Raw genomic sequence first — 26,994 nt, 5'->3', positions numbered from 1 at the left:
ATGCAATGTATTGGCGTGTGTATCACTTTTGTGAACAATGGGGCCTTGCGTATTTTCACCGAGAGCCCAATGTCTGAAACCACCGTCGAATTGATCCAGACCGGCCCCGATGCGTCTGAGCTGATCCGTAATCTTTACCAGTACTATGCCTATGAGTCGTCAGACTGGGAGCAGGAAGATGTGGAGTCGGATGGCCGTTTCTACATCCATGACGAGCACCTGACCCGCTACTGGCACGACCCGCAATGGAGCGCCAACCTGCTGCTGGTGGATGGCTACATCGCCGGTTTCCTGCTGATCGAAGGCAGCGAACTGCCGGGCATCGACGCGCTGGAACTGGCCGATCTGTTCATCCTCAAGCGCTACCGCCGCAAGGGCATTGGCCGCGCTATCGCCACCCAAGTGCTGCGCAGTGGCGAGGCCAATTGGCTGGTGCGGTTCTACGATCAGGATGAAGTGTCGCAGGCGTTCTGGCGCGCGGTGCTCGATGACCTGCCGCGCCCGGTGCAGATGCTTGAGCTGGATGACGATCCGCAGTTGGTCAGTTATTTGATTACGCGGGCCGCGCTGCATTAAACACGATGTTGAACTTGGCCGGGCACGGCCGCACTTGAACTCGTCGGCCGGTTTCGCCCTGAATGGCACACGCCCAAGGGCGTCGCATCTGCTCTATTCGCAGTGCGTTTTGCCTGAATATCCGAAGGGCACGGTGACCAGCCCTGACCGGGATACGGGTAAACAACCTAAAAGCCAAAGCCCTGATCACTGCCGCTAGGCACCCGCGTTGAACAACACTTGCTGCATCGCTTGCGGCGGCTGCCCGAACGCGCGCAGAAACGCCTGGCGCATGCGCTCGCGGTCACCGAAGCCGGTTTCGCGGGCCACCACTTCGACCGGGTGACGGCTGGTTTCCATCATCGCCCGGGCAGCTTCCACCCGCAGCGACTCGATGGCCTTGGCCGGCGTTTGGCCGGTTTCTTCGCGGAATACTCGGCTGAATTGACGTGGGCTCAGCCGGGCCACCTCGGCCAAGGCTTCCACCGACAGGTCGTGGGTCAGGTTTTCGCGGGCATAGGCCAGGGCCAGTTGCACGCGGTCGGATTTGGGGTCCAGTTCCAGCAACGCCGACAATTGCGATTGCTCACTGCCGCGGCGCTGGGCAATCACCAGCTTGCGGGCGATACGCCGGGCGAGGTCGCTGCCCAGGTCGGCTTCCACCATGGCCAACGCCAGGTCGACTCCGGCGCTCATGCCGGCGCCGGTCCAGACCTGGCCGTCAACCACGAACAGCTTGTCTTCTTCGAGTTGAATATCCGGGTAGCGCTTGCGAAACGCCGGCGCGTGGATCCAGTGGGTGGTGGTGCGCTTGCCTTCGAGCAAACCGGCTTCGGCCAGCACAAAAATGCCCATGCACAGCGAGGCCACGCGCCGCGACTGGGCAGAGGCGGCTTTGACCAATTCCAGCAGGTTGGCCTCGGGCAGGCGAAATTCCAGGTAGCCGCTGACGATCAGCGTGTCATAACCCTGTGGCCGAATCGGGCTGGTATTCACCGAAAAGCCCTGGGAGGTCATGACGGCGCCGCCGCTCTCCGAGACCAGATGAAACTCATAAGCCGGCTCACCGCGCAGCAGGTTCGCGCACTCGAACACCGAACCCAGGCTGAGGCTCAGGGACTGGAAATTCGGGTAAACCATCAGCGCAACGCTGTGCATCGTCATTCTCCAAAGGGCGCGGGAGAGGGGATTGTCGGCGGGTGCCAGGTAAACGGCAACCGACTTTGTGCCATGTCCGAAATCCTTGCGGATATGACATTGTTGAAGTTTTTCTCGACGCCTAACATCCCCTCAACGAACTAGACGACTGGTCTAATCGGGACGGGATAAATAATGACTAACGCGACTAACAGTACAAGGCAGACCATTCTGGATACGGCGCAATTGATTGTGAGCCGCAAAGGATTTTCTGCGGTGGGGTTGAACGAAATACTTCAAGCCGCCGATGTACCCAAAGGTTCGTTTTATCACTACTTCCATTCCAAAGACGCATTCGGCGTGGTCTTGCTCGACACCTATTTCGACCAATACCTCAAAGGCATGGAGCAACTGTTCCAGCAACCCGGACTGTCCTGGGCCGCCAGGTTGATGCGCTATTGGCACACCTGGATCGACAACCAGACCAGCTGCACCGACTCGGGCAAATGCCTTGCCGTCAAACTCGGTGCCGAGGTGTCAGACCTTTCAGAGCCAATGCGTTTGTCCCTGCAGCGCGGCACCACTCGCACCATCGCTTTGCTGGCCGAGGCCTTGCAGCACGGCATCCAGGACGGCTCGCTGGCGGTTCGGCAACACCCCGACAGCCTGGCTCGGCGCTTGTATGCGCTGTGGTTGGGGACCAGCGTCATGAGCAAGATCACCCGAACATCCGCGCCTTTTGACGAGGCGCTGCTGCTGACCCGACAGTTATTGGGTTGCCCTGAACCTGCTGATGCATACACCTACTGAAACCATCGATCGAGGCACTGGAAAATGAAAGTATTAATGGTACTGACCTCTCACGACCAGCTTGGCAATACCGGTCGTAAAACCGGCTTCTGGCTCGAAGAATTTGCGGCGCCCTATTACACCTTCAAAGACGCCGGTGCCGAACTGGTACTGGCATCCCCGGCCGGCGGCCAACCACCGCTGGACCCGGTCAGCGATCAGCCGGATGCACAGACCGAGCAAACCCGTCGTTTCGCTGGCGACCTGGCAGCCCAACAGGCCCTGGCCAACACCGTCAAGCTGGACACGGTCAACGCCGACGACTTCGACACCGTGTTCTACCCAGGCGGTCATGGCCCGTTGTGGGACTTGGCCGAATCGCAAACGTCGATCGCACTGATCGAGGCCTTTGAGCGTGCCGGCAAGCCGATCGGTTTTGTCTGCCACGCGCCGGGCGCTCTGCGTCATGTCAAGGCCGTGAATGGCGAGCCGCTGGTCAAGGGCCGTCGCGTTACCGGCTTCTCCAATGCTGAAGAAGCTGCGGTTGGCCTGACCGATGTGGTGCCGTTCCTGATTGAAGATGATTTCAAGGCGCTCGGCGGCCACTATGAAAAGGGTGCTGACTGGCAGTCTTTTGTGCTCGAAGACGGCTTGCTGGTGACCGGGCAGAATCCTGCCAGTTCCAGTGCCGTGGCCGAGGCCCTGCTCAAACTCACCGCCTGAATTAATCACACGCGTTATTGATTGGCGGCTCCTTGGAGCCGCCAATGCTTTTGCTCGCCCTGAATTTGGAAGTTTCACATGAATCATCATTTAAATACCCCGGTAAAACTGGGTCATCACACGCTCAATAACCGAGTTGTCTTGCCGCCTCTGACGCGTCAACGCAGCGCGCAACCCGGCGATATCGCCACCGACCTGATGGCCGAGTATTACCGCCAGCGCGCCACGGCCGGTTTCATGGTCAGCGAAGGCACGCAGATCGAACCGCGCGGCCAGGGTTACGCCTGGACGCCGGGTATCTACAGCCCGGCGCAAATCGATGGCTGGCGCAAAGTCACCGACGCCGTGCATGCCGAAGGCGGCGTGATCTTCGCCCAGCTGTGGCATGTGGGGCGTGTGTCCCATAATGCGCTGCAACCGGAGGGCGCCGCACCGGTCGCGCCGTCGGCCATTGCGGCGGAACAGGCGAAAGCCTTTATCGAAACCGGGCCTGGCGTCGGCGAGCTGATGCAGCCGCCCGTACCGCGTGCCTTGAGCAGGCTGGAAATTGAAGAGTTGGTAGGGCACTACGCACAGGCGGCGCGTAATGCGTTGGACGCCGGCTTTGACGGGGTGGAAATCCACGCCGCGAATGGTTACCTGGTCAACCAGTTCATCTCCGCCCACGCCAACCAGCGTGACGATGAATACGGTGGTTCACTGCACAACCGCCTGCGCTTTCTGCGCGAGATCGTCGAAGCCGTGACCGCCGTGGTCGGCCCGCAACGCCTGGGTGTGCGTTTTTCTCCGCTGTTCAGCGGCACGGACCAGGACCGCGTGTACATCGGCCTGGTCGAGGAAGATCCGCATCACACCTACATTGAAGCGATCAAGGTGCTTGAGGCATCGGGCATTGCCTATGTGTCTATCGCCGAGGCTGACTGGGACAATGCTCCCGACCTGCCCGAAACTTTCCGTCAGGCGGTGCGCAGCACGTTCAGCGGGCGCATCATCTACGCCGGTCGCTATACCGCTGAGCGCGGGGCAACACTGGTGGAGGCGGGGCTGGCAGACTTGATTGCCTTCGGCCGTCCGTTCATTGCCAACCCGGACCTGCCGCAGCGACTGTTCAACGGCTGGCCGCTGAACCCGCTGCGGGCGCAGGGCATGTACGGCGGCTCGGAACAGGGCTACACCGATTACCCGGCATTCGCCGAGTAACTATTCGATGCCCCGGCACAGCTGCGTTGTCGGCGCCGTCGAGCAGTAGCACGGCGGCGAAGGCGGCGGGGCAGGCAACAACAGGGTGACCCTGCCGCCGCCATCGCAGCCTTGCTGGCTCTACAGCTGCCACCGTTGATCTTCAGCAGGGCAGATGAGCGTCATTCCACGCGCAACACGATCTTGCCAATGTGATCGCCGCCTTCCATCCGCGCATGGGCCTGGGCGGCGTCGGTGTATTCGTACACCTTGTCGATCATCGGCAGGCAGCGTCCGGCGGACAGCACCGGCCACACGTATTCGCGCAGTTGTTCGGCAATGGCAGCCTTTTCGTCCTTGGTGCGTGCGCGCAGCAAGGAGCCGGTGATGACTGCGCGCTTGCCGAGGATGGTCAGCAGGTCGACGTCATTGGCCTTGCCGCCGCCGAGGAAGCCCAGCATCACCAGGTGCCCGTCCATGGCCAGGGACTTGAGGTTATTGTTCAGGTACGAGGCGCCCATGATGTCGAGGATCACATTCACGCCCTTGTTGTCGGTCTTCTGCGCGATGACCTCGGCGAAGTCCTGCTCGCGGTAGTTGATCGGCTCGGCGCCGAGCTTGGCGATCGCCGCACATTTGTCGGCGCTGCCGGCGGTGGCGAACGCCTGGATACCGTACTCGCGGCACAGCATCAAAGCGGTGGTGCCGATGCCGCTGGTGCCGCCGTGGATCAGCACGCGCTGGCCGGTATGAGCGTCACCCAGGCCAAACAGGTTGGCCCAGACGGTGAAGAACGTTTCCGGCACGGCGGCGGCTTGAATCCAGTCCATGCCATCCGGAATCGGCAAGGCCTGGCTGGCAGGCACTGCACAAAATTGTGCGTACCCACCGCCGTTGGTCAGGGCACACACCTTGTCACCCAGCGCGTACTCGCTGACACCTTCGCCCAATGCAACCACTTCGCCGGCCACTTCCAAACCTGGAATGGGGCTCATGCCGGGCTTCATCGGGTACTTGCCGGCGCGTTGCAACGCATCCGGGCGGTTGACGCCGGCCGCGTGCACGCGGATCAGGATTTCACCGGGACCTGCCACCGGCACATCGGCCCGGCGTGGTTGCAGGACCTCGGGGCCGCCAGGGGCGGTGATTTCGATCAGGGTCATTTCTTTTGGCAGTGACATGTGCGATTACCTGCAGCGATGAGCGTATGGGTTGGGACCGCGTCGGGCAGTCGCCGGTTCAGCCGCATCATACCGAGGGTCAGCGCCGGTCGAAAAAAAAACCGGGCAAGCCCGGCAAAATAAGGAGAGGGTGATTCACTCGCTTCAGCGATTGAGGAACGCCAACAAGTCTTCGTTCAACTGCTGGGTGTGGGTGGCGGCAAAACCGTGCGGCGCATCCTTGTACACCTTCAGTTGCGCGCCCTTGATCATCTCGGCCGCGACTTTGCCGGTGGTTTCGAACGGCACGATCTGGTCGCCGTCACCGTGGATCACCAGGGTTGGCACCTCGATCTTGGCCATGTCCGGGCGGAAGTCGGTCTCGGAGAACACGGTGACACAATCCACGGTCGATTTAAGCGACGCCAGCAGCGCGACCTGCAAGGTCTGCGTCAGCACGCCCTGGGAGACTTGCTGGCCCTTGTTGATGCCATAGAACGAGACATTGAAGTCGCTGATAAATTGCGCGCGATCCTTCAGCAGCCCGGCCTTGATGCCATCGAACACTGCGGTAGGCACGCCCTGCGGGTAATCCGGTTTTTGGCCGAAGATCGGCGTGACGGCGCCCAGCAGCACGAGGCCGGCCAAACGCGAGTTGCCGTGGCGAGCGATGTAGCGCGCCACATCGCCGCCGCCCATCGAGAAGCCCACCAGGGTCACGTCTTTAAGGTCCAGGTGTTCGATCAGTTGGGCGATATCGTCGGCGAAGGTGTCGTAGTCGTTACCGGTCCACGGTTGGTCCGAGCGGCCAAAACCCCGGCGGTCGAAGGCGATGGTGCGAAAGCCACGGCTGCTCAGGTATTCCATCTGGTATTCCCACATGTCGGCATCCAGTGGCCAGCCGTGGCTGAACAGCACGGGCTTACCGCTGCCCCAGTCCTTGAAATAGATCTGGGTACCGTCTTTGGCAACGAATGTGCTCATGGAAAACTCCTTAGGGTCAGGGGGCAAACGCTAAATCTCACTATCGCGTTAAACCGGCCCAGGGGCTTGTACGGATGTGCTCGGTTGAACGCTTGCGCGTCTGCGTTGGTCCACTGACCTCTACCGTCAGTTCAACAGGTGAACCAAATGGCCAAGACTTACAGCTACGCCGCTCGGGATTCCAAGGATGCACTCAAGCCTTTTACCTTCGAGCGCCGCGCGCCGGGGGCGGACGACGTTCAGATCGATATTCTCTATTGCGGCGTGTGCCACTCCGACCTGCACACCGTGCGTAACGAATGGCACAACACCTTGTACCCGTAGGTGCCCGGCCACGAAATCGTCGGCCGCGTCACGGCAGTCGGTGCCAACGTGAAAAAATTCAAGGTCGGTGACCTGGCCGGTGTCGGTTGTATGGTCGACAGCTGCCAGCACTGCGCATCCTGCGCCGAGGGCGAGGAGCAATACTGCGAGAACGGGTTTACCGGCACCTACAACGGCCCGGTGTACGGCGGCGAAAATACCTTTGGCGGCTACTCGGACAATATCGTGGTCAAGGAGAAGTTCGTGCTGCGCATCTCCCACGATGATTCGAACCTGGCGGCCGTGGCGCCGCTGCTGTGCGCCGGCATCACCACTTACTCGCCGCTGCACCACTGGAAGGTGGGGCCCGGCAAAAAAGTCGGGGTGGTCGGCCTCGGCGGGCTAGGGCATATGGCGGTGAAGATCGCGCATGCCATGGGCGCACATGTCACGCTGTTCACCACCTCGCCGAACAAGCGCGAAGACGGCCTGCGCCTGGGTGCCGATCAAGTGGTGGTGTCGAAGGACCCGGACGAGATGGCCAAGGTCGTCAACAGCCTGGACTTTATCCTCAACACCGTTGCCGCGCCGCACGACCTCGATGCGTTCCTCAACCTGCTCAAGCGCGATGGCACCATGACGCTGGTCGGCGCACCCGACAGCCCGCATCCGTCGCCGACGGTGTTCAACCTGATCTTCAAACGCCGCAGCCTGGCCGGTTCGTTGATTGGCGGTATCCAGGAAACCCAGGACATGCTGGACTTCTGCGCCAAGCACAAGATTGTCTCGGACATCGAGATGATCGACATCCAGGGCATCAACGAGGCGTACGAGCGGATGCTCAAGGGTGACGTCAAGTATCGCTTCGTGATTGATATGGAGAGCTTGAAGAAGGAAAGTCACGCGGCTTAAAACGCTGCAGACCTGCTGTGGGAGCGGGCTTGCTCGCGAAGGCGCGGGGTCAGTCAAAAAATGCATCGACTGATTCGCCGCCTTCGCGGGCAAGCCCGCTCCCACGTTTGTTCAGTGCGAGCCGTTAAGCCGACAAATGCTCGTAGAGAATCGTCGCACCCACCAGCATCAACACCACGCCGCCGACCATTTCGGCGCGCTTGCCCACCACCGTGCCCAGCACCCGACCGAGCATCATGCCGATGGTTACCATGGTCATGGTCGCCAGGCCGATGGCTGCCGACGCCACCAGAATATTCACATCAATAAAGGCCAGGCCCACACCGACGGCCATCGCATCAATGCTGGTCGCAAAGGCGGTGATGGCCAGGATCATGAAGGAATGCTGGGTAGGCTTTTGCGCCTCCTCATCGTCCGCCTTGAGCCCGTTGTAGATCATGTGCAAGCCCAGCGCGACCAGCAGGGTAAAGGCGATCCAGTGATCCCAGTCCTGCACCCAACGCGTGGCCGCATGGCCGATGGCCCAGCCGATCATCGGCGTAATGGCTTCGATCACACCAAAGATCAGGCCGGCGCGCAGTGCTTCGGCCAGACGCGGTTTGTGCAGGCTGGAGCCTTTGCCGATGGCCGCCGCAAAGGCGTCCGTGGACATGGCCAGGGCGAGAAAAATCAGAGAAATGGGGTTCACGGTGAGGCTTCCAGTCGGGCTGTATGAGTCAACGACACAACCACACGCCCGACTTTAGGCATGGATGTGTCGCTGGTCTCACCAACCTCAACGGTGTTCGTACCACGGCAGGTTGCCGAATATGTTGATACGAACGCTTCTGAGCGGGTCAGAAGCCGGTTACTCCCCAACGAAGGGGCGCATCATAGACAGCCCAATATGAAAATTGCGTCAACGCCCTTCAAATACCGGTGGACGGCGCTCGGCGAACGCTGCCAGCCCTTCACCGAAATCAGCACTGGCGCACGCCTGGCGGCGCAGTTCGGCGATGTGCTCCATGGCTTGCACGGGCATCGGCTGCAGATCTTCGAGGATGCGCAGTTGTTCCTTGACCGCCTGAATCGCCAGCGGCGCCTTGGCCGCAATGCCCTGGGCGTATTCCAGGGCGGTGGCCTCGAGGGCATCGGTAGGCACCAGCCGGTTGATCACGCCAAAGCGCTCGGCCCGTTGGGCGTCGAGTTTTTGCGCGCAGAAGAACATTTCCTTGAGCACATGAATCGGCAGGTTATTGAAGAACCGCAACAGGCCGCTGGTGGTGTAGGGCAGGCCGATGTTGGCCGGGGTCATGGCGAAGCTGGCGCTGGGGTCCGCCACCACCAGGTCGCAGCTCATGGCCAGGTCCACGGCGCCGCCCCAGGCCGAGCCCGAGATCAGCGCGATGACCACGCCAGGGTAGGCGCGGATACGCCGCAGTACTTGCTCCAGCGGTTTGCCGTAGGCGACGGGGTCGCGGTCACGCGCCACTTCGCCGATATCGTGGCCGGCGCTCCATACGCTTTGGCCGACGTCGGCGCCGAGGATCACCACGCCGACGCGCTGGGCGGCGAGGGCGACCAGGCTTTCGTCCAGGCTGTCGAGCAGCTGCGCGCTCAGGGCATTGCGCTGGCTGGGGTTGCTGAAGGTCAAGCGCGCAATGCGCGTGTCGAGGAGCTTGAGTGACACAGTGGCAGTCATGGTGCAGTTCCTGTTGAACGGTCGGGTGGAGTGGCCTGCAACAGCACGTTGGCCTGCAGCAAGGTTTGCACCGAGGCCGGATCAAAGCCGGCTTCGAGCAACACCTCGACGCTGTGTTCGCCTAACAACGGCGGTGGCCGCTGCGCGCCGGCCTGTGCGGCCTCGGTGAACACCGGCGTCACCACCTGGCGTAATGCGCCCAGAGTGGGATGGTCCAGGGTTTGGGTCAACCGGCTGTGCAGCACCTGTGGGTCGGCGAACACTTCGTCAAGGGTGTTGATGGGGCCGGCGGGCAAGCCGGCGGCGGTGAAACGCTCGGTCCAGTCGCGTTTGCCGCGGGTTTTCAAGCGGCTCTCCAGCAGCGCTTTCAACGCATCGCGGTGCTCCACGCGCGCTTCATTGCTGGCAAAGCGCGGGTCGTCCGGCAGCTCGGGCAGGTCCAGCAGCACACACAGCTTGCTCCACATGGCCGAGGTGATCGGCGCCAGGTTCAACGGGCCGTCCAGGGTCTGGAACACGCCGTATGGCGCGATCACCGCGTGGGCATTGCCGGTGCGCCGTGGGACATCGCCCAGGCTCAGGTAGCGCTGGCCGTGCACGCTGAGCAAACCCATCAGGCTGGCAAGCAACGAGGTGTGTACGTGTTGGCCGCGACCGCTGCGTTCACGCTCCAGCAGCGCAGCAAGGATGGCGGTCACCAGCCACATGCCCGACGTCAGGTCGCCGATGGCGGTGCCGGTACGGGTAGGGTCGCCGTCGCTGAAACCGGTGAGGCTCATCAGCCCGGAGTAGCCTTGGGCGATCTGATCAAAGCCCGGCCAAGTGCTCATCGGGCCGTCACTGCCAAAGGCGTTGATGCTGCCCAGAATCAGCCGTGGGTTGCGGGCGCTGAGCACCTCGAAACCCAGGCCCATGCTCTGCAGGGTGCCGGGTTTGAAATTCTCGATCACCACGTCGGCGCCGTCGATCAATTGCTGGATGGTGTCCAGGCCGCGGGGGTTGCGAAAGTCCACGCACAGCCCGCGTTTGTTGCGGTTGCACGACAGGTAGTACGTGCTCACGCCACGGTCGAACGGGCCCCAGGTGCGGCTCATGTCGCCGGCGGGGCCGGGTTCGACCTTGATCACATCGGCGCCCAGGTCGGCCAGCACCATGCTGCAGAACGGGCCGGACAACGCGCGGCTGAGGTCAATGATCTTGATGCCTTGTAACGCTTGCATGGGCGTCTCCAAATAGGGTTACTGCGGCAGGGTCTGGTGGCGGGTTTCAACCGCAAACGGCAGGATCAGCACGCCCAGCACGAAGGCGGCGGCGGTCCAGGCAATCGGTACGCCGATAGAGCCGTACGCATGGATGGCCGCGGCCAGCAGGAAGTTGACCCCGGCACCGATAAAGCGCCCCACCGAGGCATTGAACGCAAAGGCTGTGGCGCGGATGCGGGTTGGGTATTGCTCGGGCAACCACAGGGAAAAGATCGCGAAGTTGCCGCCGAAGAACCCGAGGAACACCAGCGAAATCATGAATAGATGCAAGCCGTCGTCGAGGTAGAACACCCAGCCGAACGCAAACACGATGGCCGCCGCCATGCCGATAAAGTACAAGCCCAAGGCGTTGCGTCGGCCCACGCGTTCCGCCAGCCATGGCGCCACCAGGCAGCCCACAATCGTGCTCAGCGACAACACCGCCGCGCCGATGGACGCCAGGTGCACGGCGCCGACGTGATCGATACCGGCGCGGGTGGCCAGGGTGACCACGGCGGTGGCTTCGTACACCGAACCGGCCCACAGGCCGACAATCGCCACGCCGACCAAGGCTGAACTGGTCAAGGTGCGGCGGCGAAAGGCGGGCGCAAAGATTTCCCACCAGGGCGTGCGCGGGGCGGCCTTGACGATGTGGCGCTGCGGTTCCTTGACCTTCAAGGCGGTGTAGATCGCGACCACCGCCGGGAACAACCCGCACAGGAACATCACGCGCCAGCCATAGGTGGCGCCGACGGTGTAGTTGAGCAACGCGGCGATGAAGAAGCCCAGGTAATAGCCGGTTTGCAGGTAACCGGCGCCCATCTTGCGGCGGTCCTCGGGCCAGCTCTCGGCCACGTAGGTGCCTGCCAGCGCCCATTCACCGCCGACGCCGATCCCTGCGATCAAGCGGAAAATCGCCAGTTGCCAGAGGTTGTCGGAAAACGCCGCCGCGCCGGTAAACAGCGAATACACCAGAATGCTCGCCGCCAGCACCTTGACCCGGCCGAAGCGGTCGGCCAGCGGTCCCCAGATGAACGACAAGCCCCAGCCGACCAGAAACAGCCCGAACATGATCGAGCCGTACATGGCGATATTCGCGGCGGTGGGGGCCAGGCCCGAGCGCGGCAGCAGTTCGGTAAGGGCGGGGATCAGCACCAGGGCGAAGATGACGGAGTCCACGCCGTCCAGGACCCAGCCGAGGTACACCGCCCAGAAGCCGCGGATCTGCTCGCGGGACAACGGTGTTTTGTAGGGTTTTACCCGCATCGCCGACGCGATTAACGTTTTGGACATGACGACCTCCCATGGCCCTGAGCGGGCCTTTTTGTTGTGAGGTCAATCTAGGCTTGAGGGTCATAAGCAACAAATATGAAATTCCTTTGGTGGCATCGGATTTCTATATAGAGTCGAGGCTTTCCGGGAGGCTCCCATGGACCTGCGCCAGTTGCGGTACTTCGTCAAAGTGGTCGAGTGCGCCAACATCACCCGCGCCAGCGAGGCGTTGCACATCGCTCAACCGGCGATCAGCCAGCAGATGCGCAACCTGGAGCAGGACATGGGCATGCAACTGCTGGAACGCAGCGCCCAAGGCGTGGTGCCCACCGCCGCCGGCCAGACCTTGTACCGACACGCCGTCGACCTGTTGCGCCAGGCCGATGCCACCCATGAACTGTTGCGCCAGGACGCCGAGTACCCGCAGGGCAAGGTCTCGGTGGGCATGCCCTCGAGCACCGCGCGGATGCTCGCGATGCCGCTGGCACGCACGATTCGCAGCCGTTATCCGGGGATCAAACTGGAGCTGATCGACGCGCCAAGCGCCGACCTCGCAGGCCTGATCACCGTGGGGCGCGTGGCGCTGGCGGTCGAAGTTGATGGCGTGCCGACACGCGGCGTGGTGTCCCAGCGGTTATTCAGTGAAACCCTGTACCTGGTGGCATGGCCGGAATTTGAATTGGCGCAGACGTCGGTGAGCCTGCAGAGCCTGGCGCAGATGCCGTTGGTGTTGCCTTGCGTGCCCAACACCATTCGCAGCCGCGTAGAGTCCGCCATGCAGGAAGCGGGGCTGCCATTCGCCGTGGAGTTTGAAGCCAATTCCACTGATCTATTGTTCTCGGCGGTACGGGCGCGCCTTGGGGTAACCATCCTGCCGTGGGCGGCGGCGCACGTGGAGTTGGCGCAACAGTCGCTCAAGCTGGCGAGCATCGATCACCGCTTGTTCAGCCGCGAACTGTCGTTGTGCTGGCCGGATACGGCGGTGCACAGCAATGCCGTGCAGAAAGTCAAAGAGACGATTCTGGAATTGTTCGAAGCGTTTGAGCAGCAACAAGGCTGGGCGGCGGCTGGCTGATTGCGAACCGGCCGCCGCTGCCCCTTGGATGGGTCTTGATCGGGTCGCGAGTGTGCGGCGGCAGGGTCAGCACGAACGCGTTGGACTGCTCGATCAGCGACATGACCCACATGCGGTACACGCTGTGGGTGGTCACCCAGTGTTTGAATTCCACCAATTGCGGCTGCATCGGCGCGAGGGGGCTAGCCTTTTTCATGGCGTCGATGTAGTCGCGCAGTGGCACCAGAAAGTTGACGGTGGCCCACACGCGGTTGGGCACCCAGAAGCCCATTTGCACGGGGCCGGCGTTGTCCAGGGTGAGCAGGTTTGAACCGCTGCCCTCGAGGGGTGGCGGAGTCTTGCGAGGTTGGGTGGCGGGCGAAGAACGGTCGGAGTGCGCCATATCATTAGTCCTTTAAGCGTAACTGCGTGGGAAAGCTCCTTTTGAGCATTCTCAGCGTAGCTAGCGCGGGACCGGGGTTTGTAATGGTTGGCTATAACCAGGCGCGCCCGCCGACGAAAATCATTTTCGACACCAGCTCCACGATGTTTTTCACCTCGAGTTTCTTCATCAGCCGTGCCCTGTGCACTTCCACCGTACGGTGAGAGATCGCCAGGCGCTGGGCGATTTCCTTGGATTTAAGGCCGTTGACGATGTGCATGGCGATTTCCCGCTCACGTGGCGTCAGGTCGCCGGTGCCTTGGTGCGTGCGGTCCAGGCGCTCGAAGTGCCAGATCATCAGCTTGAACGGGTCTCTGGGCGTGAGGGTGTAGCCGTGGGACTTGGCCCAGAACACCTCGCCGCTTTTGTGCTGCATGAAGCGTTCATCGGAGTAGAAGCCATTCTCGCTCTCCAGCAGCCAGTCGTGGCTACGCTTGCCGATGGCGTGATAATCGGCCTGGGACGGGTAGATCAGCAGGGTCAGTTGGTTGACCAATTCGTCGCGCGAATAGCCGAACAACTGCAGGAAGGCCTCATTGCAATCGACCATCACGCGGTTGCGCGTGACCAGTTGCGGGGCCGGGGAGAGCTGGAACGCCAGGCGTTCGATATCTTGAAGTTGCTGGGTAAACGCGTTCATTGGGCATCCTGCCTCGTTGCTTTTCTCACCGGGCCTACTTATCCATGTAAGTAGTTACACGAATTGGCGAGCGCTCAGCGGTGCGTCATTGTAGGTAAATGTCCGCATCAAAAATAGAAGAAAATTGATTATGCCAGCTGATTGCGTCTCCATTGTTGCCGCCGGTCATTCGCGTTTTGGTCGCCTGGAAGGCACCACCCTTGAAGACCTGATCGTGCAGGTTACCCGCGAAGCCCTGGCCGACGCGGCCATTGATGCGTCACAAATCGATGCGTTGTTCCTGGGGCACTTCAACTCGGGGTTGGTGCCTGACGGGTTTGCCAGCTCCTTGCTGTTGCAGGCCGACCCGGGCCTGCGCTTCAAACCGGCCACGCGCTGTGAAAACGCCTGCGCCTCCGGCTCGGCGGCGATCCAGGCCGGGGTCAATGCGATCCTCTCCGGCAGCGCCGACCTGGTGCTGGTGGTCGGTGCCGAAAAGATGACCCACACGTCCACCGCCGAGGTCACCCAGGCCCTGGCCGGCGCCGGTTATCAGAATGATCCGGCCGAAGCCGGCTTGAGTTTCCCGCAGTTGTTCGGCCGTGCGGCGCGCCAATACACCGAACGCTACCACTGCCCGCTGGGCTCGATGGCCGCCATCGCCACCAAGAACCACACCAATGCCATGGCCAACCCGTTGGCGCAAATGCACCGGGTAATGGATTTCGAACACTGCAACAACGTGTCCAAGAGCAACCCGTTTGTGGCCGAGTCGCTGCGCCTGACCGATTGCTCGTTGATCAGCGACGGCGCCGCCGCGATCATCTTGGCCTCACCCAAGCGGGCGCGCGCGTTTCGTCGGGATGTGCAGATTCGCGCGATGACCCAGGTCAACGACTGCTTGCCCATTGCCCAGCGCGACATCCTGGCGTTTGAAGGCCCGCAACGGGCCATCCACTCGGCGCTGCGCGGGGCGAATATCACCCTGGCCGACCTGAGTTTCGCCGAGGTACACGACTGCTTCACCATCGCCGAACTGCTGATCTACGAAGCCATGGGCCTGGCGCCCAAGGGCGAGGGCCATCGCGTGCTCGACAGTGGCGTGGTGCGCGCCGGCGGGCGGCTGCCGGTGAATCTTTCGGGTGGGCTCAAGGCCAAGGGGCATCCGGTGGGGGCCACCGGCGTATCGATGCACGCCTTGGCGTTCCGCCAATTGACCGGCGAACCGATTGGCCTGGCGGTGCCCAACCCGGAGTTTGGCCTGGTGTTCAACATGGGCGGCATGGCAGTGGCCAACTACGCCTCGGTCCTGCACGCGCGCCGGTACTGACCCATGAACATTGCCAACTGGTTGCACGACACCCAGCGCCGCGACCCGCAGCGACCGGCATTGTTCGAAGGCACGCGGCTAGTGGCCGACTACGCTACCTTTGCTGCGCATGTTCGCCAGCGCGCCGCGCACTTGGTAGACCAGCACGGCGTGGCGGCCGGTGATGCGGTCGCCGTGCTGATGAAGAACAGCTGCGATTACCTCGAAGTGCTCTACGCCATCTGGTGGCTGGGCGCGGTGGTTGTGCCGATCAACGCCAAATTGCACCCGGCTGAGGCGGCCTGGATCGCCGATAACGCCCAGGCGCGCCTGATCTTTACCGACGGCGGCCGAGTATTTTCGGCGTCGCGGGACTTGCCCCCGCCCTGTAAGGAACTGGACGGCCACACACTGCCGCCGACACGTGGCTGGCCAACCCTGGCGCAGCCCGAGCCACGCCAGGACCAGGACCTCGCATGGCTGTTTTACACCTCCGGCACCACCGGGCGCTCCAAGGGCGTGATGCTGTCCCATGGCAACCTCATGGCGATGTCGTTGTGTTACCCCACTGACGTGGATCCGGTCAGCGCCGATGACGCGGTGCTGTATGCCGCGCCAATGTCCCACGGCGCCGGGCTCTACAACTTCATTCATGTGCGCTGCGGCGCGCGGCATGTGGTGCCGGCCTCCCACGGTTTCGACGCCGCCGAGCTGTTTGGCCTGGCGGCCGAGCTGGGCAACGTCTCCCTTTTTGCGGCGCCGACCATGGTCAAGCGCATGGTCGAACAGGCGCGGCGCCAGGGCTATCGCGGCGAAGGCATCAAAACCATCGTTTACGGTGGCGGCCCGATGTACGTGGCCGATCTGTGTGAGGCCGTCGACACCTTTGGCCCGCGGCTGGTGCAGATCTACGGCCAGGGCGAGAGCCCGATGACCATCAGCGTGCTGCCTCGCGCGCTGATCGCCGACCGCCAACGCGCAGACTGGGCCACGTTGGCTGCCTCCGTCGGCCACGCGCAATCGTGCGTTGAAATCCGCATTCTCGATGCACAGCACCAGCCGGTGCCGACGGGCGAGCGCGGCGAAATCGCTGTGCGCGGTGCCACGGTGATGCAAGGCTACTGGCGCAACCCCGAGGCATCGCGCCAAACCCTGGTCGAGGGCTGGCTGATGACCGGTGACGTCGGCTTTCTCGACGCGGCGGGTTATCTCACCCTCACGGACCGTTCCAAGGACGTGATCATCAGCGGTGGCAGTAACGTGTACCCGCGTGAAGTCGAGGAAGTGTTGGCGCAACATCCTGAGGTGTTCGAGGTGTGCGTCGTGGGGGAGCCGGATGCGCAATGGGGCGAATCGGTGGTGGCGTTTGTGGTGACGCGCAGCGGCCAGCCCCTCGATGAAGCCGAGCTGACGGCATGGTTTTTACAGCGCATGGCCTCGTTCAAGAAACCCAGGAAGTACCTGTTTCCCGGCGAATTGCCAAAGAACAGTTACGGCAAAATCCTCAAGACTGACTTGCGGCAGTGGCTGAAAGCAGCGAGTATCGCCGCGCTTCCCTAGACCCGTTTTTCATGGACAGAACATCAGACAAGGAGTCCCTTCGATGGGCAATCAAGCGCAAGACACGGTCCGCAAGCGGCGCCGTGCGTTTCTCGGTGCCACTTCCGGTCACTTGATCGAGTGGTACGACTACGGCGTCTACGGCTTTCTCGCCGTGTACATCGGCCAGGCATTTTTCGTCTCCGATGACCCGACCACCAGCTTGCTGGCCAGCTTCGCAGCGTTTGCCCTGAGCTTTTTCATCCGGCCACTGGGCGGGCTGTTCTTCGGTCCGCTGGCGGACAAGATCGGGCGCCGCAAAACCCTGATCATGGCGCTGGTGATGATGACCGGTTCCACCGTCATGCTCGGCCTGTTGCCCACGTACGCCACGCTGGGCATTGCTGCGCCGGTGCTGCTGATTCTGGTGCGCTGCGTGCAGGGTTTTTCGGCGGGCGGCGAGATCGGCACAGTGACGAGCTTTATCTCCGAATACGCCGGCCCCGGCCGACGCGGCTTTGCCACGTGCTGGCTGATGGTCACCGCCGTGCTCGGCCTGTTGCTGGGCGGCGCCGTGGCCAATGGCATGACCTGGATCCTGGGCGCCGAGGTGATGCAGGAATGGGCCTGGCGTGTGCCGTTCCTGATCGCCGCACCGTTGGGTTTTATCTCCATGTACATCCGCCTCAAGCTGGAAGACAGCCCGGAGTTTCTCGCCTTGCAGCGCGCCGGGCAGACTTCCCGTGCACCGTTGCGCGAAGTCTGGCAGTGGAAGCGCGCGATTGCCCTGGTGTTCTTCATCATCACCTTGCACAGCTCGATCTTTTACCTGGTGCTGACCTTCGCCTCGACCTACATGGCCAAGATCCTCAAGTTCGACAGCGGCACCACGCTGCTCTATGTGTTCGTCGCGAGTTTCTCGGCCGCGTTCGTGATGCCGTTTGGCGGTGCGTTCACTGATAAATACGGACGTAAGCCGTTTCTGATGGTGATCGGCACCCTGGCCACGCTGGCGATGTTCTGGCTGTTCAAGTCGGCGCCGACCGCCACTGCTGCATCGTTCTTCGCGCCATTGATGGCAGTGGCGATCCTGTTCGGGCTGTATGCCTCCTCGACCTATGCGCTGATGAGCGAGCTGCTGCCCACGCGCATCCGCTCCACCGGGATTGCCGTGGCGTACAACGTGCCGGTCGCGGTGTTTGGCGGCAGCGCGCCGCTGATCTCCACCTGGCTGATCAAGGTGACGGGCGACATCACCTCACCCTGGTATTTCTACGTGGCAACCGGTGTGGTGTCGTTGATCGCTCTGGTGGTGCTGCGCAAGGAAGATTTCGTCGCCAGTGGCAGCCCGTTGGTGGCGCCGGCGGGGGCCGTGCTGGCCACCGCCGCCTGATCGACTGCGGTTTTCGAAAACCCGGCTACGCTGTTTCAGGCGCCTATCATTGATCTTCAAGGAAGACCTGACCATGAGTGAACTGATCAACAGCGTTACCCCGAAAAGCCTGACTGAATTGCTGCAGGAAGCCGGCTATCGCGTCAACCAGACCGAACAGAACGGCATCGTGCAATTGCTCAGCGCGAGCCAGGGTATCGGCTTTGCCGTGCGCTTCGGCAACCCGGCGGCGGAGCAGGGCAGTTACGTCGACTTCACCTACAGCTGCGCCCTGCGCGTGCAAGGCGAATTGCCCGAAGGCCTGGCCCAGGTATGGAACGCATCGCGCCGTTTTGCGCGGTTGTCGGTGCAGGGTGAGTTCCTGCTGATGGAAATGGATGTGGTGGTGGCCGGTGTTGGCACCACGCACCTGCGCAGCCAGCTGGAACTGTGGGATCGCCTGCTGCAGGAATTCATCGTCTACCTGCGTGACTACAGCCAGCAGGCGGCTCAGTTGCAGGCCCAGGCCGCCACCGCTGTGGCCAGCGAAGAAGCGCCCGTCGTCTGACACTCAGCGCTGCAGCACACCGCGAAACGTTGCGCTCAACGCGCGCAACGTTTCGCGCGAGCGTGCATCACTGATCCGGCTGTACAGCAGCACTTCACTGACGGGTAATGCGGGCAGGCCGTATTGCTCGCTCACGTCCACCGCCCCGGCCGGGGCCACGCGGGGGGCGAGGGCGGCGACCCCCAATCCGGCGCTCACGGCCGCGCCTACCGCCATCACACCACCGCCGACAAACACTTCGGTCCAGTCGATACGCGCTGCATCCAATGCTCTGACCGCCAAGTGCCGAACGCCACAGGGCGCGGCCATGGTCGCCATGCGCAGCGGTGTGCCGGGGCTGTGTTGCCAGTGGGGCGCGGCGAACCAGCCAAAGCGTTCGACCGCCAGCACTTCGCCGTCCTGGCGATCGCCTTCGTTGCGCACGATCACCGCGTCCAGTTCATTGCGATCAAACGCAGCCACCAGGTCGCGGGACGAGGCGATGCGCACCTCGAGAATCACCAGCGGGTCGTAGGCCGCGAGGCGGCTGAGCCAGGTGGGCAAGTCCGGCCCGGCCACGTGGTCGCTGATGCCGATCACCAAACGCCGTGGCGCGTGGGTGCCCAGGTCCGCCAGTGCCCGCTCATGGGCATTGAGCAGGGCACGCGCGGCCACGATGAACTGCTCGCCCTGGGGGGACAGTTGCACATGGCGAGGCGTGCGTAGCAACAGGCGGTAACCGAGGCGTTCTTCCAGACGCTTGAGCTTCAGGCTGATGGCGGCCTGGGAGGTGTCGAGCGCCTCGGCGGCGCGGGTGAAGCTGGCAAAATCAGCCACCAGCACGAAGGCGTGCACGGTGTCGATGTCCAGGGGTTTGAGCGCGTCAGTCATATCCAATCCTTATCGCACTTATATTCGGCCATATCTTGTTGAAATCATCGCCAGTGCGCAAGCTCAGTCCACATCTTGCACAGGAGCTTTGCCATGTTTGCCAAACAGTATTCACACCGCCTGCCAGCCGACTACGACATGGACGTGATACGCCGGCGCGCCGCGCAATTGGGGCCGTTGTGGGATGACGCGCAAGGGCTGCTGTTCAAGGCGTTTATCGCGCAGACGCGTGGGCAGGCGCCGGGCAATGTGTATGCGTCGGTGTACCTGTGGGCCGACCCGTTGCAGGCCGCCGACTTTCTACTGGGCGAGCGTTTTCAAAAGGTGCTCGACAGCTTTGGCCGTCCGCACATCGAAAGCTGGTTGCCGGTGGATGTGCAGCGTGGGCCCGCGCAGCACGCGTTGAGCCTGTACCGAGAGGAGTGGCCGCTGGTGCCGGGGGCGGATCGGGCCGGGATCGTCGCCGAGGAGAAACGGCGCAATCAGCAGGTGGCCGACAGCCGCGACACGTTCGCGGTGTGCCTGGCGCTGGATGTGCAGGCTTGGCGGCTGGTGCGAATCACCTTGTCGGGCAAGGCGCTGGATGCGGCGCATCCCGGAACGGGCTATGAGGTGTTGTACCTGGCCCGCCCCGGGAGTCAGTTCAAGGGTTGAAGCGCGCTTTTGGCTGGCTGAGCTTGCGCTCGGCCACCGCGCCAAACACCAGGCCGAGGGTGGTCCACAGCACCAACTGGATACCCAGCGACGCTACGCGGAACTTCCACAGCAGCACAGCCGAAAACGCCTCCGGCACTTCGTTGATCACCGGGAACAGGCTGCCGGCCACCGACACAATCACGATGTACAACGCCGCACCCAGAATCGCCCCGGCCCAGATGCCACGGCGGGCAATCAGCTTGCGTGCGGCGTTGATCGCAATCACCGCGGCCGCCACTGACACCAGCAGCATCAGGAAGAACAGCTTGGTGCGCTGCGCGATGGTTTCGGGGTCGCCCACCGATGGCGGGTTGGCCGGGTACTTGAGCCCTGGCACCACGGTAATTGCCACACATGCCGCCAGTGCCAGCAGCGCCGCCAGGCCACGCGGGCCGACCTTGCCGATGCGGCCCAGGGCGTAAGCGAACACCAGGGCGAAGAGGCCGCCCAGTGACACGCTGTACACCACCACGCCGGTGAACAGGCCAAAGGTGCTTTGCACCTCGCGGCTCACCAGTTCCTCTTCCGGCGCATCGCCGTGCATGTGTGCCATGTGGTCTTCAAAGGCGATGGCCTTGTCGATCTGCGGTTCACCAAAGGCCTTGGCGAAGCCGAAAGCCAGCACGCCGGCGAGCAAGCCCACCAGCATCCCGCGTAGGAGTAAATGCCCTGTCATGTCGTGTCTCTCTTATCGATTAATGGCAGGGGAAACCCAGCAGGTGGCGGCCGTCGTGCACAAATTCATGCACATACATGCCTTTGAACACAGCGGTGGCGCCTTGCTCGGCGCCGACAAAATAGAGCGCCAGCAGCAACAACAGGCCACCGAAGATCGCCCAAGGCAGAATTTCGCCCAAGGGCAGGGTGGGTCCATACACATCAGGGTTCGTTGCAGCAGTGTTAGCCATGAAAACCTCCAGGGATGACGCGTCCCGAAATGGATTGCGATTGGGCTGAAACAGGGTCTGGCTTACGGCTAAAAGGCCGAATACAGTGGCGCGACCGCGCCGGATTCGAACCGGCTTCCTCTTTCATGTTCGTTGTAACATGTTGAAACAACTTTGCCAGTCTACGCCGACTGCGCGTCGAAACAGAGTGAATTGTGATGCAGGCCACCCGCTTGACCTTGATATGCCATGCCGCCACGCCGTTGCAAAAACAGGGGCGGTTTCCCGATGACGAATCGGTGGCAATGCAGTGGCAGCCCGCGGCGTTGTCCCTGGCGGGGCGTTTCAAGAAACGCTCGCGACTGGTGTGTGGGCCCGAGGCCCGAACCCGACAAACCGCGGGCTTGTTCGGCGATAACGCGCAGGTCGAAGACGCGTTGCGCGACGGTGATTTTGGCACCTGGAAAGGCCAGGCCATCGCCCAGCTCGACAGCCATGCATTGAGTGACTGGATGACCAACAGCACCAGCGCGCCTCACGGCGGTGAGTCGGTGGAGCAGATTTGCGTGCGAGTCGCTGACTGGATGAAAAGTCTCGAAACCCAGCCCGGGCACGTAGTGGCTATCACCCACCCGTTTGTGATTCGCGCCGCGATGCTGTACGTGTTGCAGTTCCCTGTCTCGATGTTCTACCTGATTGACGTCGAGCCGCTGTCCGCCACTGAACTGCGCTTTAACAACGTGTGGCGCCTGCGTCTGGAAACTCACGCCTGAGCGCGTGAACATGGCAAAATCCACGCCCCGCAATGAGAGCAACCCATGAAACGCATCCTGATCATCGGCATTGGCGCCGGCAACCCTGACTACATCACGATGCAAGCCGTCAAGGCGCTGAACCGCACTGACGTGTTTTTTCTGATGGACAAGGGCCAAAGCAAAGACAAGCTGATCGACCTGCGCCGCGAGATCTGCCAAACCTATATCACCGAGCCTGGCTACCGTTTCGTCGAGGCCGACTGCCCCGAGCGCGTGCGCGGCGATATCGACTACACCACCGCCGTGCAGGACCTGAATCGCGACAAGCAGCAGACCTTCGAGCACATGATCAACGAGCAGATGGCTGACGGTGAAGTGGGCGCGTTCCTGGCGTGGGGCGACCCTGCGCTGTACGACAGCACCATCCGCATCCTGCAGGCGATCCTGGCCAGTGGCCGCAGCGTCTTCGAGTTCGAAGTGATCCCCGGCATCACCAGCGTGCAAGCCCTGGCCGCCCAGCACAAGGTGGCGCTGAACCGCATCGGTCGGTCCATCGAGATCACCACCGGGCGCCGGTTGGCGGCGGGGCAGGCGAGTGATGCGGACACTTTGGTGGTCATGCTCGACGCCGAAGATTCCTACCGCAGCGTGGCCGATCAGGATATGGATATCTACTGGGGCGCCTACCTGGGCACGCCGGACGAAATCCTCATCAGCGGCAAGGTCAGTGAAGTGGCTGAGCAAATCCAACAGGTGCGCAAGGCGGCGCGTCTGGAAAATGGCTGGATCATGGACACTTACTTGTTGCGCAAACCCTGAGGTCACTTTCCCATGCTCAAACTGTTTGCCCTGGCACTGACCCTGATGGCCAGCGCCGCCCACGCCGACGCCACGCTGCACACCGATTTGCCCCTGTCTTATCTGGAACAGACCCAGAGCGATGCGCGCAATCAGCCGTTGGTGATTTTCCTGCACGGTTTTGGCAGCAACGAGGAAGACCTGTTTGGCATCAAGGACGCGCTGCCGTCCACCTGGACCTACCTGTCGGCACGTGCGCCGATGCCCGTGGATCCCCAGGGTTATCGCTGGTTTACCAAGACGCCGGGTGACGGCGACTACAATGGCGAAACCGCCGACCTGCAACGCAGCGCCGCGCTGATCGAAGACTTTGTGGGCAAGGCCACCGCCAAATACCACACGCACAGCGATCGGGTGTTTCTGGTGGGGTTCAGCCAGGGCGCGATCATGTCGTACGAGGTGGGCTTGCGAAAGCCCGCGTTGGTGCGCGGCATCGCGGCCTTGAGCGGCAGTGTATTGCCGGTGCTCAAGGCTGAACTCAAGCCCAGCGAATCCTTGGGCAAATTGGCGATCTTTATCGGTCACGGCACTCTCGACCAGGCGCTGCCGTATGCCTCGGCGACGCAGGCCAATGAAGTACTGGTGGGCCTTGGATTGACGCCGGAGTTTCACGGGTATCCGGGCATGCCGCACACCGTCAGTGACACCGAAGTGCAGGACCTTAAAGCCTGGCTGGAGAAAAGCCTGAAGTGAACCCGCGGGTGAGGGCTGCTGCGATAGTCATTTTTCGATTTAGCTTTGAGTGCCTGCTGGTTGCTGCGCTAATGGCCTTTCTGTGCGAGCAGGCTTGCCCGCGATGCAGGCGCCTTGGTGCATCAGGCATACCCAAGTGATGCCATCGCAGGCAAGCCAGCTCCCACATTTGACCGGGTACACCCTCGATTGGGTGCACCAAGATCCAACTGTGGGAGCGGGCTTGCTCGCGAATGCGGTGTTTCAGTCAGCTCATGTATCACTGGCACACCGCCTTCGCGAGCAAGCCCGCTCCCACAAGTTGACCGAGTTCAGCTGCAAGCACCGCACTGCTTGGCTTTTCTGTGAGAGCGGGCTTGCCCGCGATGCGGGCGCCTCGGTGCATCAGGCATACCCAGTGGATGCTATCGCAGGCAAGCCAGCTCCCACATTAGATTGAATACAGTTTCGAGAATCAGGTCGGCTGTCAGGCCGCCTCGGCTTAGCTTTTGCTTCTACCACTCAGGTCGGCTACTAGGCCGCCGTGCTGTAGATCTTGATCTTGATCTTAGGCGCCCCGTTAAACCACGCTGGCCGAACGCAGGTAGTACGGAGCGGGTAAACCGGCAGGACGCCGGTTTAGCCGCGACGGGGCAGGGACGGCCCGTCGCGGCGGCCCGCTGCGTAGTACCTTCGTTCGGGCACACCGAGCCTAGGCGAGGTGCCGAGTGGTGGGGCAAGAGCCCTTTGGTTACTTTGGGGCTTTTCCAAAGTGACCCGCCGTAAGGGCGGAACCCATACCCGCCATCACCCAACCAACGGATATGCCCCCGCCCCCCTGCAACACCCCGCACCATCACCCCTCAATCACCCGCAAAACCCGACTACTTACCCCCAGTAATCTGCTTCACCAACTCCGCATGCCCCTTCACATCATCCGCCCGCGAAATCGCCTGAATCACCAGCAAGTGATTGCCCGAGCCTCCCAGGAATGTCGAGTTCAACGTCTTGCCGCCACCCTGGGTGGCCGTGCTGTCGACCTGACGCAGGCCAAGACCTTTGAAGGTCAGTTTCTTCTCGTTCTGCTTCTTGAAATCAGGCAGGGCAGCGCTCTGGTCCTTGACGAAATCAGCCACGGCGCCATCCAGAAACTGCGGGTCATTGTCTTTGATTGTGGCCCCGTCGTTGCGCACCGTTTCAGCCACGATCACCACACTCTTCGTGGTCGAGTTGGCGTACAGCGTGCCTTGGGTGTCGGCGGTGCCATCCTCAACCTTACCGGTCGGCAGCGTGTCGGCGACGTAAGCCTTGGGCAAGTTGAAGGTGAACTTGCCACCCAGCGTCGAAATGGTTTGTGTAGCGGTCGGCTTGGTTGCCGCGAACACGCCGCCGGCGGTAAGCGCCAGGGCCAGCAGGACGGCGGTCTTGGTGAAAGTGGCCATGAAGCGCTCCAGTGGATGAACGAAATTGCGGCGTATTCTGTCAGAAAACTCGCCAGATCGTTCATCCCTGTCCTCACACTTTGTCGGACTCTTCCTCAAGCCGATCCATCTCAAACAGCCGCGCCAGTTCCGTACGCGCTTCCTGGGCGGTTTGCATGACCTTGGCCGCATCGTCATATACCGCGTGTTGCGCAGCGAGCACTTGCAGGTCGTGGTTTTTGAAACGGGTGATGCGCGCATCGGCCTGGGCCTGGGTCAGACCGAGACCCACAAGGGTGCGGCGGCTCATTTCCAGGCTGGAGTAAAAGGTTTCGCGCACGGGTGACGCGTCCAGGTCGACCAGGCGGTGTACGTGTTGGCGGTTACGTGCACGGGCGATGATTTTCATGTGCGGGTAGAGGTTGCGCACCAGTTCGGCGGTCTTGATGTTGATCTCCGGGTCGTCCATGGCAATCACGAAGAACTCGGCCTGATCGACCTTGGCCGCGTGCAGGATTTCCGGACGCTGCGGGTCGCCGTAGAACACCGGCATACCGCCGAAACTGCGGGTCAGCTCGATGGTTTCCACCGAGGTGTCGAGGGCAATAAACGAGATGTTTTGCGCACGCAGAATCCGCGCCACGATCTGGCCCATACGGCCCATGCCGGCAATCACCACACGCGGTGCATCGCTTTCGATGGCGCGGTATTCCTCCGGCACTTCCACCGGTTTGACCTTGGGCTTGAACAGCTTTGGGCACACCAACAGCAGCAGCGGCGTCACGGCCATGGACAGCGTGATGGTCAGCACCAACACATCGTAGAGGTGCGGTTCGAACAGGCCCTGGTCGCGCCCGATCTTGAACACCACAAAGGCAAACTCACCGCCGGCGGCCAGCACCACGCCCAGGCGCAGCGCGCTCTCGCGATTGAGGTCGCCTGCCATCCGGCCAACCGCATACAGCAGCGGCAGCTTCAAGCCGATCAACAGCAGGGTCAGGCCGATCACCACCAGCGGCGAACTGAGCAGCAGGCTGAGGTTGGCGCCCATGCCCACACTGATGAAAAACAGGCCGAGCAACAGGCCTTTGAACGGTTCGATCTGCGCTTCGAGTTCGTGGCGGTATTCGGAGTCCGCCAGCAGCAGCCCGGCGAGGAAGGCGCCGAGGGCCATCGACACGCCCACCAGCTCCATCAACCAGGCCGTGCCGATCACCACCAGCAGCGCGGTGGCGGTGGACACTTCGCGCAGGCCGGTCTTGGCGACAATGCGAAACACCGGACGCAGCAGGTAGCGTCCGCCGATGATCACCACCGCGATGCTGCCGAGTATCTGCAACACGTGTTGCAAGCCCTGGGCTTCAGTGGTCGGGTGATCACTGCCGGCCAGCAGCGGCACCATCGCGATCAGTGGAATCGCGGCGATGTCCTGGAACAACAGAATCGCAAACGCCAGGCGCCCGTGCGGCTGATTCAGCTCTTTGCGTTCGGCCAGGCTTTGCAGCCCAAACGCGGTGGAGGACAGCGCCAGGCCCAGGCCCAGCACAATCGCACTGTTCCAGGCCTGGCCAAACAGCCACAACGCCACCACCGCCATCACCAGCCCGGTCAGCAGCACTTGGGCCAGGCCCACGCCGAACACCGCTTTGCGCATCACCCATAAACGCTTGGGCGACAGCTCCAAACCGATGATGAACAGCAGCAACACCACGCCCAATTCAGAGAACTGCGCCACGCTTTGCGGGTTGCCGATCAGGCCCAATACAGAAGGGCCGATGATCACACCCGCGAACAGATAACCCAGCACTGCGCCCAGTTGCAGACGCTTGGCCAACGGCACGGTCAGCACGGCGGCGAGCAGGAACACCACGGCTGCTTGTAACAGGTTGCCTTCATGGGGCATTGCGAACTCCAGGATCTTTAAAGCCAATCAACAGGGCGCCATTAGAGCGCTTTTTTACATTTCGAAACTTGTATTTTTGACGCGACAGGCAAT

27 protein-coding genes, 1 pseudogene and 2 riboswitches are annotated in these 26,994 nt (G+C 62.1%); of the genes and pseudogenes, 14 read left to right on the top strand and 14 right to left on the bottom strand.

The window, feature by feature from the left end:
• On the top strand, window positions 1-576 hold the full coding sequence (locus tag AC19YS_RS22375) for a GNAT family N-acetyltransferase (protein ID WP_500602685.1): 576 nt from the start codon (window positions 1-3) through the stop codon (window positions 574-576).
• Between the two features lie 195 nt (window positions 577-771).
• On the opposite strand, the gene AC19YS_RS22370 is transcribed toward AC19YS_RS22375, so the two are convergent.
• Entirely contained in the window at window positions 772-1,713 is a 942-nt protein-coding gene (locus AC19YS_RS22370) for a GlxA family transcriptional regulator (RefSeq protein ID WP_106579592.1), read from the bottom strand.
• Between the two features lie 174 nt (window positions 1,714-1,887).
• Between AC19YS_RS22370 and AC19YS_RS22365 the strand changes: the two genes are divergently transcribed.
• The 3 genes from AC19YS_RS22365 to AC19YS_RS22355 all read left to right on the top strand — a co-directional run bounded on the left by AC19YS_RS22365 (window position 1,888) and on the right by AC19YS_RS22355 (window position 4,404).
• Entirely contained in the window at window positions 1,888-2,502 is a 615-nt protein-coding gene (locus AC19YS_RS22365) for a TetR/AcrR family transcriptional regulator (protein ID WP_500602684.1), read from the top strand.
• Window positions 2,503-2,526: 24 nt separating this feature from the next.
• Complete coding sequence (locus AC19YS_RS22360) at window positions 2,527-3,204, top strand: type 1 glutamine amidotransferase domain-containing protein (RefSeq protein WP_500602683.1); 678 nt, start codon at window positions 2,527-2,529, stop codon at window positions 3,202-3,204.
• Window positions 3,205-3,282: 78 nt separating this feature from the next.
• Window positions 3,283-4,404, top strand: coding sequence for an alkene reductase (locus AC19YS_RS22355; protein ID WP_500602682.1), 1,122 nt, complete (start codon window positions 3,283-3,285; stop codon window positions 4,402-4,404).
• A 161-nt stretch (window positions 4,405-4,565) separates the two neighbouring features.
• Here the strand turns inward: AC19YS_RS22355 and AC19YS_RS22350 are convergent, their stop codons facing one another.
• Together AC19YS_RS22350 and AC19YS_RS22345 are read right to left on the bottom strand one after the other, a co-directional pair.
• Entirely contained in the window at window positions 4,566-5,564 is a 999-nt protein-coding gene (locus tag AC19YS_RS22350; RefSeq protein ID WP_106579596.1) for an NAD(P)H-quinone oxidoreductase, read from the bottom strand.
• Between the two features lie 144 nt (window positions 5,565-5,708).
• Window positions 5,709-6,527, bottom strand: coding sequence for an alpha/beta fold hydrolase (locus AC19YS_RS22345; protein ID WP_119736088.1), 819 nt, complete (start codon window positions 6,525-6,527; stop codon window positions 5,709-5,711).
• A gap of 147 nt (window positions 6,528-6,674) precedes the next feature.
• On the opposite strand from AC19YS_RS22345, the pseudogene AC19YS_RS22340 reads away from it, so the two are divergent.
• Window positions 6,675-7,742 (top strand): annotated as a pseudogene (locus AC19YS_RS22340) (NAD(P)-dependent alcohol dehydrogenase).
• 124 nt (window positions 7,743-7,866) lie between these two features.
• Here the strand turns inward: AC19YS_RS22340 and mntP are convergent.
• From mntP to AC19YS_RS22320, 4 genes are all read right to left on the bottom strand, one after another.
• Window positions 7,867-8,430, bottom strand: a complete 564-nt coding sequence (gene mntP, locus AC19YS_RS22335) for a manganese efflux pump MntP (protein WP_500602681.1) — start codon at window positions 8,428-8,430, stop codon at window positions 7,867-7,869.
• Between the two features lie 12 nt (window positions 8,431-8,442).
• A riboswitch (yybP-ykoY riboswitch) is annotated at window positions 8,443-8,610 on the bottom strand.
• 30 nt (window positions 8,611-8,640) lie between these two features.
• Window positions 8,641-9,423 (bottom strand): methylmalonyl-CoA decarboxylase, encoded by a 783-nt coding sequence (gene scpB, locus AC19YS_RS22330; RefSeq protein ID WP_169366999.1) that lies wholly within the window; start codon window positions 9,421-9,423, stop codon window positions 8,641-8,643.
• Window positions 9,420-10,643 (bottom strand): CaiB/BaiF CoA transferase family protein, encoded by a 1,224-nt coding sequence (locus AC19YS_RS22325; RefSeq protein ID WP_500602680.1) that lies wholly within the window; start codon window positions 10,641-10,643, stop codon window positions 9,420-9,422. Before AC19YS_RS22325 ends, scpB begins: the two co-directional genes overlap by 4 nt.
• An 18-nt stretch (window positions 10,644-10,661) precedes the next feature.
• Window positions 10,662-11,957, bottom strand: coding sequence for an MFS transporter (locus tag AC19YS_RS22320; protein ID WP_500602679.1), 1,296 nt, complete (start codon window positions 11,955-11,957; stop codon window positions 10,662-10,664).
• Window positions 11,958-12,093: 136 nt separating this feature from the next.
• Between AC19YS_RS22320 and AC19YS_RS22315 the strand changes: the two genes are divergently transcribed.
• Window positions 12,094-13,011 (top strand): LysR substrate-binding domain-containing protein, encoded by a 918-nt coding sequence (locus tag AC19YS_RS22315; protein ID WP_500602678.1) that lies wholly within the window; start codon window positions 12,094-12,096, stop codon window positions 13,009-13,011.
• On the opposite strand, the gene AC19YS_RS22310 is transcribed toward AC19YS_RS22315, so the two are convergent.
• On the bottom strand, window positions 12,944-13,393 hold the full coding sequence (locus tag AC19YS_RS22310; RefSeq protein WP_500602677.1) for a hypothetical protein: 450 nt from the start codon (window positions 13,391-13,393) through the stop codon (window positions 12,944-12,946). The genes AC19YS_RS22315 and AC19YS_RS22310 overlap by 68 nt on opposite strands.
• A 91-nt stretch (window positions 13,394-13,484) precedes the next feature.
• On the bottom strand, window positions 13,485-14,072 hold the full coding sequence (locus AC19YS_RS22305) for a LuxR C-terminal-related transcriptional regulator (protein WP_119736077.1): 588 nt from the start codon (window positions 14,070-14,072) through the stop codon (window positions 13,485-13,487).
• A 130-nt stretch (window positions 14,073-14,202) separates the two neighbouring features.
• Between AC19YS_RS22305 and AC19YS_RS22300 the strand changes: the two genes are divergently transcribed.
• The 4 genes from AC19YS_RS22300 (at window position 14,203) to AC19YS_RS22285 (ending at window position 18,839) form a co-directional block, all read left to right on the top strand.
• A complete protein-coding gene (locus tag AC19YS_RS22300; protein WP_106579606.1) occupies window positions 14,203-15,381 on the top strand; it encodes an acetyl-CoA acetyltransferase in 1,179 nt (392 codons plus the stop codon).
• A gap of 3 nt (window positions 15,382-15,384) precedes the next feature.
• Window positions 15,385-16,920: a class I adenylate-forming enzyme family protein gene (locus AC19YS_RS22295; RefSeq protein WP_500602676.1), complete on the top strand. Its 1,536-nt coding sequence runs from the start codon at window positions 15,385-15,387 to the stop codon at window positions 16,918-16,920.
• A gap of 43 nt (window positions 16,921-16,963) precedes the next feature.
• Window positions 16,964-18,292, top strand: coding sequence for an MFS transporter (locus AC19YS_RS22290; RefSeq protein WP_106579608.1), 1,329 nt, complete (start codon window positions 16,964-16,966; stop codon window positions 18,290-18,292).
• Window positions 18,293-18,365: 73 nt separating this feature from the next.
• Entirely contained in the window at window positions 18,366-18,839 is a 474-nt protein-coding gene (locus AC19YS_RS22285; RefSeq protein WP_500602675.1) for a YbjN domain-containing protein, read from the top strand.
• 3 nt (window positions 18,840-18,842) lie between these two features.
• On the opposite strand, the gene AC19YS_RS22280 is transcribed toward AC19YS_RS22285, so the two are convergent.
• Window positions 18,843-19,709: a LysR family transcriptional regulator gene (locus tag AC19YS_RS22280; protein WP_106579609.1), complete on the bottom strand. Its 867-nt coding sequence runs from the start codon at window positions 19,707-19,709 to the stop codon at window positions 18,843-18,845.
• Window positions 19,710-19,802: 93 nt separating this feature from the next.
• Here AC19YS_RS22280 and AC19YS_RS22275 point away from each other — a divergent pair, with 93 nt between their 5' ends.
• Window positions 19,803-20,363 carry a DUF4865 family protein gene (locus AC19YS_RS22275; RefSeq protein ID WP_500602674.1) on the top strand — a complete coding sequence of 187 codons (561 nt, stop codon included), beginning with the start codon at window positions 19,803-19,805 and terminating at the stop codon, window positions 20,361-20,363.
• On the opposite strand, the gene AC19YS_RS22270 is transcribed toward AC19YS_RS22275, so the two are convergent.
• Window positions 20,353-21,081 carry a CbtA family protein gene (locus AC19YS_RS22270; protein WP_500602673.1) on the bottom strand — a complete coding sequence of 243 codons (729 nt, stop codon included), beginning with the start codon at window positions 21,079-21,081 and terminating at the stop codon, window positions 20,353-20,355. The two genes, AC19YS_RS22275 and AC19YS_RS22270, sit on opposite strands and share 11 nt — an antisense overlap.
• 19 nt (window positions 21,082-21,100) lie before the next feature.
• Window positions 21,101-21,313: a CbtB domain-containing protein gene (locus AC19YS_RS22265; protein WP_119736068.1), complete on the bottom strand. Its 213-nt coding sequence runs from the start codon at window positions 21,311-21,313 to the stop codon at window positions 21,101-21,103.
• A 46-nt stretch (window positions 21,314-21,359) separates the two neighbouring features.
• A riboswitch (adenosylcobalamin (AdoCbl) riboswitch) is annotated at window positions 21,360-21,439 on the bottom strand.
• A gap of 71 nt (window positions 21,440-21,510) precedes the next feature.
• Between AC19YS_RS22265 and AC19YS_RS22260 the strand changes: the two genes are divergently transcribed.
• Genes AC19YS_RS22260 through AC19YS_RS22250 form a run of 3 tightly spaced genes read left to right on the top strand, consistent with a single transcriptional unit; the run spans window position 21,511 to window position 23,598 of the window.
• Complete coding sequence (locus AC19YS_RS22260) at window positions 21,511-22,065, top strand: histidine phosphatase family protein (protein WP_200623767.1); 555 nt, start codon at window positions 21,511-21,513, stop codon at window positions 22,063-22,065.
• Window positions 22,066-22,110: 45 nt separating this feature from the next.
• On the top strand, window positions 22,111-22,866 hold the full coding sequence (gene cobF, locus AC19YS_RS22255) for a precorrin-6A synthase (deacetylating) (protein WP_124417773.1): 756 nt from the start codon (window positions 22,111-22,113) through the stop codon (window positions 22,864-22,866).
• Between the two features lie 12 nt (window positions 22,867-22,878).
• On the top strand, window positions 22,879-23,598 hold the full coding sequence (locus AC19YS_RS22250) for an alpha/beta hydrolase (protein WP_200623711.1): 720 nt from the start codon (window positions 22,879-22,881) through the stop codon (window positions 23,596-23,598).
• Window positions 23,599-24,461: 863 nt separating this feature from the next.
• Here AC19YS_RS22250 and AC19YS_RS22245 read toward each other — a convergent pair.
• Together AC19YS_RS22245 and AC19YS_RS22240 are read right to left on the bottom strand one after the other, a co-directional pair.
• The gene (locus AC19YS_RS22245; RefSeq protein ID WP_124417768.1) at window positions 24,462-25,019 is read right to left on the bottom strand and encodes a DcrB/PsbP domain-containing protein; all 558 of its coding nucleotides are present in this window, start codon (window positions 25,017-25,019) and stop codon (window positions 24,462-24,464) included.
• A 73-nt stretch (window positions 25,020-25,092) separates the two neighbouring features.
• The gene (locus tag AC19YS_RS22240; protein WP_106579619.1) at window positions 25,093-26,901 is read right to left on the bottom strand and encodes a monovalent cation:proton antiporter-2 (CPA2) family protein; all 1,809 of its coding nucleotides are present in this window, start codon (window positions 26,899-26,901) and stop codon (window positions 25,093-25,095) included.
• Window positions 26,902-26,994: the final 93 nt, after the last annotated feature.

The sequence above is a fragment of the Pseudomonas sp. MF08831 genome (assembly GCF_059862645.1).
The sequence above is the reverse complement of the archived record's forward strand: the minus strand, read 5'-3'. Positions and strand labels throughout refer to the sequence as shown.

What these genes read in the sequence shown, in the direction of transcription:
- AC19YS_RS22375 (WP_500602685.1), top strand. Translation starts at nt 1, where the DNA reads ATGCAATGTATTGGCGTGTGTATCACTTTTGTGAACAATGGGGCCTTG.
- AC19YS_RS22370 (WP_106579592.1), bottom strand. Translation starts at nt 1,713, where the DNA reads ATGCACAGCGTTGCGCTGATGGTTTACCCGAATTTCCAGTCCCTGAGC.
- AC19YS_RS22365 (WP_500602684.1), top strand. Translation starts at nt 1,888, where the DNA reads ATGACTAACGCGACTAACAGTACAAGGCAGACCATTCTGGATACGGCG.
- AC19YS_RS22360 (WP_500602683.1), top strand. Translation starts at nt 2,527, where the DNA reads ATGAAAGTATTAATGGTACTGACCTCTCACGACCAGCTTGGCAATACC.
- AC19YS_RS22355 (WP_500602682.1), top strand. Translation starts at nt 3,283, where the DNA reads ATGAATCATCATTTAAATACCCCGGTAAAACTGGGTCATCACACGCTC.
- AC19YS_RS22350 (WP_106579596.1), bottom strand. Translation starts at nt 5,564, where the DNA reads ATGTCACTGCCAAAAGAAATGACCCTGATCGAAATCACCGCCCCTGGC.
- AC19YS_RS22345 (WP_119736088.1), bottom strand. Translation starts at nt 6,527, where the DNA reads ATGAGCACATTCGTTGCCAAAGACGGTACCCAGATCTATTTCAAGGAC.
- scpB (WP_169366999.1), bottom strand. Translation starts at nt 9,423, where the DNA reads ATGACTGCCACTGTGTCACTCAAGCTCCTCGACACGCGCATTGCGCGC.
- AC19YS_RS22325 (WP_500602680.1), bottom strand. Translation starts at nt 10,643, where the DNA reads ATGCAAGCGTTACAAGGCATCAAGATCATTGACCTCAGCCGCGCGTTG.
- AC19YS_RS22320 (WP_500602679.1), bottom strand. Translation starts at nt 11,957, where the DNA reads ATGTCCAAAACGTTAATCGCGTCGGCGATGCGGGTAAAACCCTACAAA.
- AC19YS_RS22315 (WP_500602678.1), top strand. Translation starts at nt 12,094, where the DNA reads ATGGACCTGCGCCAGTTGCGGTACTTCGTCAAAGTGGTCGAGTGCGCC.
- AC19YS_RS22310 (WP_500602677.1), bottom strand. Translation starts at nt 13,393, where the DNA reads ATGGCGCACTCCGACCGTTCTTCGCCCGCCACCCAACCTCGCAAGACT.
- AC19YS_RS22305 (WP_119736077.1), bottom strand. Translation starts at nt 14,072, where the DNA reads ATGAACGCGTTTACCCAGCAACTTCAAGATATCGAACGCCTGGCGTTC.
- AC19YS_RS22300 (WP_106579606.1), top strand. Translation starts at nt 14,203, where the DNA reads ATGCCAGCTGATTGCGTCTCCATTGTTGCCGCCGGTCATTCGCGTTTT.
- AC19YS_RS22295 (WP_500602676.1), top strand. Translation starts at nt 15,385, where the DNA reads ATGAACATTGCCAACTGGTTGCACGACACCCAGCGCCGCGACCCGCAG.
- AC19YS_RS22290 (WP_106579608.1), top strand. Translation starts at nt 16,964, where the DNA reads ATGGGCAATCAAGCGCAAGACACGGTCCGCAAGCGGCGCCGTGCGTTT.
- AC19YS_RS22285 (WP_500602675.1), top strand. Translation starts at nt 18,366, where the DNA reads ATGAGTGAACTGATCAACAGCGTTACCCCGAAAAGCCTGACTGAATTG.
- AC19YS_RS22280 (WP_106579609.1), bottom strand. Translation starts at nt 19,709, where the DNA reads ATGACTGACGCGCTCAAACCCCTGGACATCGACACCGTGCACGCCTTC.
- AC19YS_RS22275 (WP_500602674.1), top strand. Translation starts at nt 19,803, where the DNA reads ATGTTTGCCAAACAGTATTCACACCGCCTGCCAGCCGACTACGACATG.
- AC19YS_RS22270 (WP_500602673.1), bottom strand. Translation starts at nt 21,081, where the DNA reads ATGACAGGGCATTTACTCCTACGCGGGATGCTGGTGGGCTTGCTCGCC.
- AC19YS_RS22265 (WP_119736068.1), bottom strand. Translation starts at nt 21,313, where the DNA reads ATGGCTAACACTGCTGCAACGAACCCTGATGTGTATGGACCCACCCTG.
- AC19YS_RS22260 (WP_200623767.1), top strand. Translation starts at nt 21,511, where the DNA reads ATGCAGGCCACCCGCTTGACCTTGATATGCCATGCCGCCACGCCGTTG.
- cobF (WP_124417773.1), top strand. Translation starts at nt 22,111, where the DNA reads ATGAAACGCATCCTGATCATCGGCATTGGCGCCGGCAACCCTGACTAC.
- AC19YS_RS22250 (WP_200623711.1), top strand. Translation starts at nt 22,879, where the DNA reads ATGCTCAAACTGTTTGCCCTGGCACTGACCCTGATGGCCAGCGCCGCC.
- AC19YS_RS22245 (WP_124417768.1), bottom strand. Translation starts at nt 25,019, where the DNA reads ATGGCCACTTTCACCAAGACCGCCGTCCTGCTGGCCCTGGCGCTTACC.
- AC19YS_RS22240 (WP_106579619.1), bottom strand. Translation starts at nt 26,901, where the DNA reads ATGCCCCATGAAGGCAACCTGTTACAAGCAGCCGTGGTGTTCCTGCTC.